Below are 7,039 nucleotides of genomic sequence, written 5' to 3'. Positions count from 1 at the left end.
TAAGTTTCGACCTCCTTTGAGTAGCATGAACAACATTTTTTAGAAAAAAACCTATGTATCGCATTACTTAAGGACACTTCGTAGAAGGAAAAAAGAGCGCCGCCAAGGAAAAGCGAACGCAGGAAACTCAACGATCTGAATGTATCATTTTTTCTCGTAAAATCAGTTTCGCTTGATTTTTCGGCGAAGTCAATAGAATCAGGGGTTTGAATGTAACTTAATTACACTTATGTTACATTCAAAAACCGTTTAGCATATTCGATATTTTATTACTTATATGTTATATTTGATGTATGGAAAAGTCGAAATGGACAGTCAATGCATATAAAAAAGACAATGGCGAAAAACCTGCTGCCGAGTTTCTAGATTCGCTTCCTGCAAAGGAAAAGGCAAAGGTGTTACGCACCATTCAATTATTGGGTGAGTTTGGTCCAATGTTACGGATGCCACACCGAAGGCCGATCGATCAGGACATCTATGAACTTCGGACGGTTTTAGGCAACAATATCTTTCGCGTGTTCCATTTTCATTACGAAAATGGCGAATTTATCTTGTTAAATGGTTTTCGAAAGAAAACTCAAAAAACACCGCAGAGTGAAATCGATCGTGCCAAACGCTATCGAGATGATTATTTACGACAAAAAGGGAGGGATTCAACATGAGTTTTTTGGAAAGTTACGTAGCAGAAAACTTAAAAGATCCGGAATTTGCTAAGGAGTGGGCGGACAGCGAACTGGAATATACAATCGCTCGAAATATCATTCAACGCAGAAATCGCTTAGGCCTTACGCAAAGCGAAGTTGCTTCACGTATGCACACCAAGCAAAACGTGGTATCTCGTATTGAAAATGGCAGTCAGAATGTGACCTTGAAAAGCTTGAAATCGTTAGCTGCAGCTCTTCAGACGGATGTTCCTTCCCTGATGCAAGAATATGACGAGAAGCAAGACGAGAAAAAAATCAGTTCCGATCTCGTGAAAAGTTAACAATAGCGCATGGAATAACCCCCGATTGGCCAGACGGCTGATCGGGGGTTATCTTTGGTTTTGAATGTAACTTATTTGCTATTAAGTTACATTCAGATAAAAGTAATAGCATATTATTTTCCTAGACTTAACTGGTTACGCAAACAACTGTTTCATATCTTCAAGGTTATATTCATAGAGCCACTCAGAGTAATTTTCATACAACGGGCGCAATGTCTCTTTATCAGTTGCAATCACTTCACAGCCTCGATCATCGTAAATAAAGAAGATAGCGTTCTTGGTGAGGTTGATGAAAAAGGTATCAGGATAATCCATTCCCTTTTCTCTTCTGAATTTAGGCTTCAAGGGAAAATCTTCGTTACAGGCAGCCTGAATCAGCTGATGATAACGTAAATCATGTTTCTTGCATTTCAATTGATACTGCGCCGTATAATAGTCGTCCGTTTCTTCTTCCACATCGAAAACATAGGGAAGTGTGTTCAGCTTTAATTGTAAGGCCAACTTTTTATTTTTGACGCCATTTTTGTATACCTTGAACGGCTTTGTTCTTCCGTTGGCGTTTTTTCGGTGATAGACATTCGTTACTAAAATCAATTCATCCTCTTCAGAAAAAAGGTCATTAAAGATTGCCAAGGTTTGCTTGTATGCATTTTCAAACCGGTGCATATTCAGTTTGTCCCCTTCTTCAAACTGATAAATACCTAATCCTAGTTCGAAATGAATGCCTGTTTTCCATTGAAGATAAAGGCTTGGTTTTAAAACCAGCCCAGGAAAAGTAGTATGCAAATATTCTTGTAGATCCATCAATTTATATACTCCTCTTTTGAAAAGAAATTTCCTAACTCTGAATGTAACTTAATTCACATTAAGTTACATTCACATCTCTAAGAACAAAAGTCTAAACCCTTTACTAATTTAGTTATCAAACACCATAACTAGAGAGCATCATCAGCTGATTTCTCTTTATTTTGCTTTCGAACTTGATATCCCACTACAATCCCAAGGATCAAATAAATTAGTCCAGTGGTATCCCAATCATTTGTAAAGAAACTAATTGCAAACCAAGCTGTCACTGCCCCTAATATTGCTAAAAATAAGCCTTTCATTTCATCACCCCACTCAATTATTCCGGCTCTTTTATTATTTTTTAAATTTAACATACATTTTATTCAAATATTTGGAATTTTTATTTTGAGAAATAAAAAACCTTTAGGGGAACCGAATGTAACTCAGTTAAGTTACATTCGGTTCCCCTAAATTAGCGCCTTCTATTTGTTCCAAATCCTTGCCCATAAACCTCGGGTGTCTTTTTTTGGTGCGACCGTTTTTGGTTCGCTTTCTGGCTTCTGTGAGGACGATTCTACGCTCTCTATCTTTGATTGATCGGACGAAGGGGCATCCAGTGGCTGCAAACTGCCTTTCAGCATTTTCACTTCCTCTAAAATCTGCCCATTTTGCTCTTCTTGCTTTTGAATGCTTTGCGCCATTTGATCAATCGTTTGTTGTTGATGCTGAATCAGACGAAGCAGCCGTTCTTCAATCGTCAGTTCATTTACGGTCGCTTCATGGCGTTCCGTGTCGTCTTGTGTCGCTGTAGATAGCGTAGCTTGGCGCGCTATGCTTTCCGTTTTAGACCACAAGAAAACCGCGTCAGCACTGTCTTCTAAAGTCATTCCACCGCTATCCTTGAGCGTTATGAATTTTCGTAACGCCATGAGATCTGTATCGCTGTACCACCGATGACCTTGAGCATTCTTTTTGAAGCTGTAGCCACTTTGTTCCAGCAATAACGAATACTTGCGAAGCGTTGATGGTTTGATATTGAGAACCGTTGCAATATCTTCGGGTGCATGAAAGGCCATCGCTGATCGCCTCCTTTTTCTTTCATCGTAAATGACCTACTCGAATTTGGACAGCTTAATTTTCTTAATGAATATTCTACAGAATGAAAATAAAAAAAGAGATGGATGCCGGTTCAGCGTTCCAACTCCTGGTCTCTTTTTTTAGCCATCGTTTTTTGTTTTTCTTGCTCACGCTCTTTTTGCCATTCCTTAAATTTATCCAAGTGTGTTTTTGCAAACTCCACCAAGAGATTCAACTTACTTTTCAAGGTTTTATTTTCTTTTCGCAACTCCTGATTTTCTTGTTTCAACTGGCTGTTTTCTTTCTGCAGCCGTTCGGTCTTGGTTTTCTCTTGATCCAGTTTCCGATCGCTGGAGACAACCGCATCGAACATGTCATCAAATTGCTTCTCATGCGTCGCTATGGTGCTTTCAATGGCTTCGGTCGCTTTTGCTCTTGCTTTGAGGGCTTCGAAATCCTCTACCGGCAATTTCACATGGTTTCGGTCAAAGAGAGAGGGTTTGCTGACTTGCAGCTCATCGACCTTCTTAGAAGCCGTCAGGGCGTTTCTCAGGGCTTCCGTTTCCTTCTCCAGGGTTTTAATCTCCTCATTGAGCGTTAATGCCTTAAAACGGCTCATTTCGATGTGTTTCCGGTCCGAAGCAATGCCCCGTTCCACTTCGAAGCCCATTTCGATGTGTTTCCGGTCCGAAGCAATGCCCCGTTCCACTTCGAAGCCCAAGCTTTGCATGTGTTTCGGAAATTCCTCTTGCATCCACTGCAATTCCTGGCGATTAAAGACATTCTTGCCCTGGAGTTTACCGTCACGCATCGGAACGACGCCTAAATGCATGTGAGGCGTTTTCTCGTCATTGTGAACCGTCGCATACGCAATGTTTTGTTGGCCGTAGCGTTCCGAAAACAATTTATGGCTTTCCTCGAAAAACCGTTTCTGTTCAGCCGGATCTAACCGATCAAAAAACTTCCGGTCAGAAGTCACCAACAGCTCATTCACGAGCACGGCATCTTTTCGGGTTTTTCGCTCGCTTACTTTTTGGCTCTCGATGATGGCTTTTACGTGTTTGTTGTAATCAATTTTTTCTTGATGCAGCAAATCATAATTCAAATGTTCACGGTCCGGATCGATGTCGGGATTCGTCCGACTTTCCCGTTCTCGCTGGTTGTGAAATTGCATGCCCTTTAAATCCGGACTTTTCATTTTCTGCATCCGTACCACAGCAAAACTCACAAAAACACGCCCCCTCAATTCGGTCAACTTCCAAGTAAAGTATAGCACACTATACTTTATTGCATAAAGGTGTGCTCTCCGAGGGTAAGAGCGAAGGTCAAAAGCAAGTGGCAGCATCCTTTTGGATGCACCACCTAAATTCAAAAGCATGGGGCTTGATCGTCCTCGATGGACGTTTATGCCCCAGTAGATCAAGAGAAAAAAAGAAAAAGCCTACGCTTAATAAGCTTAGGCTTTTTCAAGAATTATAATGAACGACTCTCAGAAACTTTGGTATACAAAGTATGAACACTAATATGCTCTTGTTGCCAACTTTCATTTTTAATCATTGGGATGTGAAAATTTCTTTCTAAATCTGTCATAAGACTTGATAGCATTTTGTCTTTCTCGATCGAACCTATAGGCATTTTTAAAATTAATTCGTAGCGCTGATAATATTCGTTCAATGTCATTTCAGCATCCCCCCACTTCTTAGCATTCATATTACAGATTTATTCCTGTTTTTGCCTTTCTTTTTTTATCCCCTTTCTTCAAGCCAATTATAGAATTCCACTTTCTTTACTGATCCAGGAGATAAAGCTTTATGGTTTTTTTGAAGTAAGCCATTTAATTGCCTAAAATTCCATACAGTTTTTTGAATCAGTTCATTGGCTCGCTCACTCGTAATCGAGATCGGTTCTTCTACAAACTGTTTCATACTCTCAATTTCAATAATTAAATCTCTCGCTCGTAATCGATCGTTCTCACTATCAAGGTTCATGTATTCAAACATATCCTCAGAAACAATGTCCACGATGCTTTGAATCTCTTTAATCTGCTTCTTTGTGGCACTCGTTAGCTTTTGTCCATTGGACCAAATTAGATCAAATCTAGCAATTGAACGACCTTCTTTTTCAACTTTATACCATACTTCTAATTCGGTATATTCATTAATTTCTTTAATAGCTATATCAAGCACGCCACGTTTAAATTGAGCTGTATTTCCAGCATACGTTTTTGTCGATTCTACACCGAATAATTTCATCAATTCTTCTTTTGATATTACTTTGTGCCAATAACCATAATGAGCTTTTATATAATCGTACAACGTCCACGAAAAACTACTTTTAAAGTTCGAAGCAATAGTCAAATCTGTCGTGATGTAATAAGCATCTTTTAATTCTAAAATATGGGGTAACATTTTAGGATTCCATTCGAAGCTAAATTGCCCTTTATCATAGCCCATTCCAATAAAAGCATTCCAAAATTTAAACTTTTCATTTTCCATATCTATCGTACTGAACTTTATACTTGTAATCTTATCCGAATCTTTCATAGCGTCTTCTGTTCGGTACTGGGTTACACCAAATTTCTTTTCAAAGTCACTTTTTCGAAATTCTGTTAACCCATTCTGTTGAGTAGAAAAAATTGAAAATGCTAGTAATTGCATTTGATTTAGAGTAAGTCCTTGATAGAGTTTTGCCATAGATAATTCTTTACTCTTTTTGATTGAATTCTCATAGGAAACTAATTTTTTTTTAGCGTTTACTCTTGCCACAATTTCTTGCCCCTCTCCGACTATGTAAAATACTCCTGAAAAAATGTGTATTCAAATAAATATAATACACTAAAAAAATTAAATGTATATTTGATTTTTACAATACACATTTAAAAAGGAGTTTTTTACACAGTAAACAGGAGTATTTTACACAATAAACAGGAGTATTTTACACATTTAAACTTTCAAACCCTTGGGGCTCTAAGGCTCACAGGCACCCCTAAATATAACTAATATAATTAATCTTTTAAAAGATAATATATATAAGCAAAATTTCATTTTGAAAAAATGAAAAGAAATAAGAAAAAAACAAAATGCAGATCAAGTTCGTTGCTAGAAAAAAGAGCAAACAAAAAACTCCGCAGAAATATACTGGGAGTTTTACAGGCGAAACGCTTTTAAATTGCCCTCAATCTGCTCGTCCGTGATGCCGATGTAACGCAAGGTGATCTGCGGATGGGCGTGATTGAGGATGTTCTGCAGCTCGGCAATGTCTTTGAACTGCTTGTAATGCCAATAGCCGAATGTTTTGCGCAAGGTATGCGTGCCAATACCCACTGAGATATCAACCATCTGTGCGGCTTTCTGAAGCTGTCTGTACGCTTGAACGCGCGTAATGGGTCCATTTCCCTTTCGACTCGGAAAAAGCCACTCAGCGTCCTCTAACGTGCGAATATAAGCATCCAGTTCGTCGTAAATGTTGCCGAGGTGGATTGTCCGGCGTTTTCCGGTCTTGCCTTCACGCAATGACACCACTTTTTTGCCCTGGATCTCGCTGGCTTTGATGGTTAACAGATCCCCGACACGCAAGCCGGAATTGATGCCCAGGAGAAACAGGATATAATCCCGTTCGCTGCACCATTTCTTTAGGCTCCATTTCATGTCCTCGATCTTTTCAAGTGATCGGATTGGCTGGACGTCTTTGATTTCTGTTGCTTTGTTCTTCAATGACAATACCTTCTTTCTGAGAACTCAAGAGATCTCAAGGGGCAATTTCGATAATTCTTCCAGTGTCGGGAATAAAGAGCAAGGAGGTATGCTCATTGCTTGACGGTACAGTTCCCAGGAAAGCATAGCCCCAGCTGGGCGCAAAGGGATGCCAGGTATCCTCCCGGTCAAGAGGCAGGTTGTCCTGTTCCATCAGGTCCAAATCCTGGCCGTAGGTGGTCAGAATGCGTTCTTGGGCTTGCTCGTGGGTGAATGCCGGCAAAGAAAAGAAAATCGAGGCTGCCACCACCAGCACAAAAAAGGAATAGGCTCTGTATCGCTTCTCCGGAATAAGATATTTGTAGACGACGACATGAAGACTCAAAAAGATGATCGGCACATATAAAGGCATTACCCGATGATAAAGTTGCATATCAATGATTAAGAGAAGGATTAACATCCCGAGGGATAGGGCAAACCCAACTGCGTATTTTTTCAC

10 protein-coding genes are annotated in these 7,039 nt (G+C 39.6%); 2 read left to right on the top strand and 8 right to left on the bottom strand.

Annotation, left to right across the window (positions count from 1 at the left end; all coding sequences use genetic code 11):
- The first annotated feature begins 293 nt into the window (after positions 1-293).
- Positions 294-662, top strand: coding sequence for a type II toxin-antitoxin system RelE/ParE family toxin (locus tag G3255_RS18515; protein ID WP_211656093.1), 369 nt, complete (start codon positions 294-296; stop codon positions 660-662).
- Positions 659-985, top strand: coding sequence for a helix-turn-helix domain-containing protein (locus tag G3255_RS18510; RefSeq protein ID WP_211656092.1), 327 nt, complete (start codon positions 659-661; stop codon positions 983-985). The genes G3255_RS18515 and G3255_RS18510 overlap by 4 nt, the downstream gene beginning before the upstream one ends.
- A 135-nt stretch (positions 986-1,120) precedes the next feature.
- Here G3255_RS18510 and G3255_RS18505 read toward each other — a convergent pair whose 3' ends face one another.
- From G3255_RS18505 to G3255_RS18470, 8 genes are all read right to left on the bottom strand, one after another.
- Positions 1,121-1,789 carry a DUF3885 domain-containing protein gene (locus tag G3255_RS18505; protein WP_249222390.1) on the bottom strand — a complete coding sequence of 223 codons (669 nt, stop codon included), beginning with the start codon at positions 1,787-1,789 and terminating at the stop codon, positions 1,121-1,123.
- A gap of 131 nt (positions 1,790-1,920) precedes the next feature.
- A complete protein-coding gene (locus G3255_RS18500) occupies positions 1,921-2,145 on the bottom strand; it encodes a hypothetical protein (protein WP_211656090.1) in 225 nt (74 codons plus the stop codon).
- A gap of 108 nt (positions 2,146-2,253) precedes the next feature.
- On the bottom strand, positions 2,254-2,847 hold the full coding sequence (locus tag G3255_RS18495) for a MerR family transcriptional regulator (protein WP_211656089.1): 594 nt from the start codon (positions 2,845-2,847) through the stop codon (positions 2,254-2,256).
- 113 nt (positions 2,848-2,960) lie between these two features.
- Positions 2,961-4,076 carry a MobV family relaxase gene (gene mobV / locus G3255_RS18490; RefSeq protein ID WP_211656088.1) on the bottom strand — a complete coding sequence of 372 codons (1,116 nt, stop codon included), beginning with the start codon at positions 4,074-4,076 and terminating at the stop codon, positions 2,961-2,963.
- Between the two features lie 245 nt (positions 4,077-4,321).
- Complete coding sequence (locus G3255_RS18485) at positions 4,322-4,528, bottom strand: hypothetical protein (protein WP_211656087.1); 207 nt, start codon at positions 4,526-4,528, stop codon at positions 4,322-4,324.
- A gap of 65 nt (positions 4,529-4,593) precedes the next feature.
- Complete coding sequence (locus tag G3255_RS18480) at positions 4,594-5,613, bottom strand: replication initiation protein (protein WP_211656086.1); 1,020 nt, start codon at positions 5,611-5,613, stop codon at positions 4,594-4,596.
- Positions 5,614-5,994: 381 nt separating this feature from the next.
- Entirely contained in the window at positions 5,995-6,495 is a 501-nt protein-coding gene (locus G3255_RS18475; protein WP_211656094.1) for a tyrosine-type recombinase/integrase, read from the bottom strand.
- Between the two features lie 100 nt (positions 6,496-6,595).
- Positions 6,596-7,039 (bottom strand): hypothetical protein (locus G3255_RS18470; RefSeq protein WP_211656085.1); only part of this gene is annotated, 444 nt, incomplete at its 5' end.

It is taken from the genome of Planococcus sp. MSAK28401 (assembly GCF_018283455.1).
Classification (GTDB): domain Bacteria; phylum Bacillota; class Bacilli; order Bacillales_A; family Planococcaceae; genus Planococcus; species Planococcus alpniumensis.
The sequence above is the reverse complement of the archived record's forward strand: the minus strand, read 5'-3'. Positions and strand labels throughout refer to the sequence as shown.

What these genes read in the sequence shown, in the direction of transcription:
- G3255_RS18515 (WP_211656093.1), top strand. Translation starts at nt 294, where the DNA reads ATGGAAAAGTCGAAATGGACAGTCAATGCATATAAAAAAGACAATGGC.
- G3255_RS18510 (WP_211656092.1), top strand. Translation starts at nt 659, where the DNA reads ATGAGTTTTTTGGAAAGTTACGTAGCAGAAAACTTAAAAGATCCGGAA.
- G3255_RS18505 (WP_249222390.1), bottom strand. Translation starts at nt 1,789, where the DNA reads ATGGATCTACAAGAATATTTGCATACTACTTTTCCTGGGCTGGTTTTA.
- G3255_RS18500 (WP_211656090.1), bottom strand. Translation starts at nt 2,145, where the DNA reads ATGTTAAATTTAAAAAATAATAAAAGAGCCGGAATAATTGAGTGGGGT.
- G3255_RS18495 (WP_211656089.1), bottom strand. Translation starts at nt 2,847, where the DNA reads ATGGCCTTTCATGCACCCGAAGATATTGCAACGGTTCTCAATATCAAA.
- G3255_RS18485 (WP_211656087.1), bottom strand. Translation starts at nt 4,528, where the DNA reads ATGACATTGAACGAATATTATCAGCGCTACGAATTAATTTTAAAAATG.
- G3255_RS18475 (WP_211656094.1), bottom strand. Translation starts at nt 6,495, where the DNA reads ATGAAATGGAGCCTAAAGAAATGGTGCAGCGAACGGGATTATATCCTG.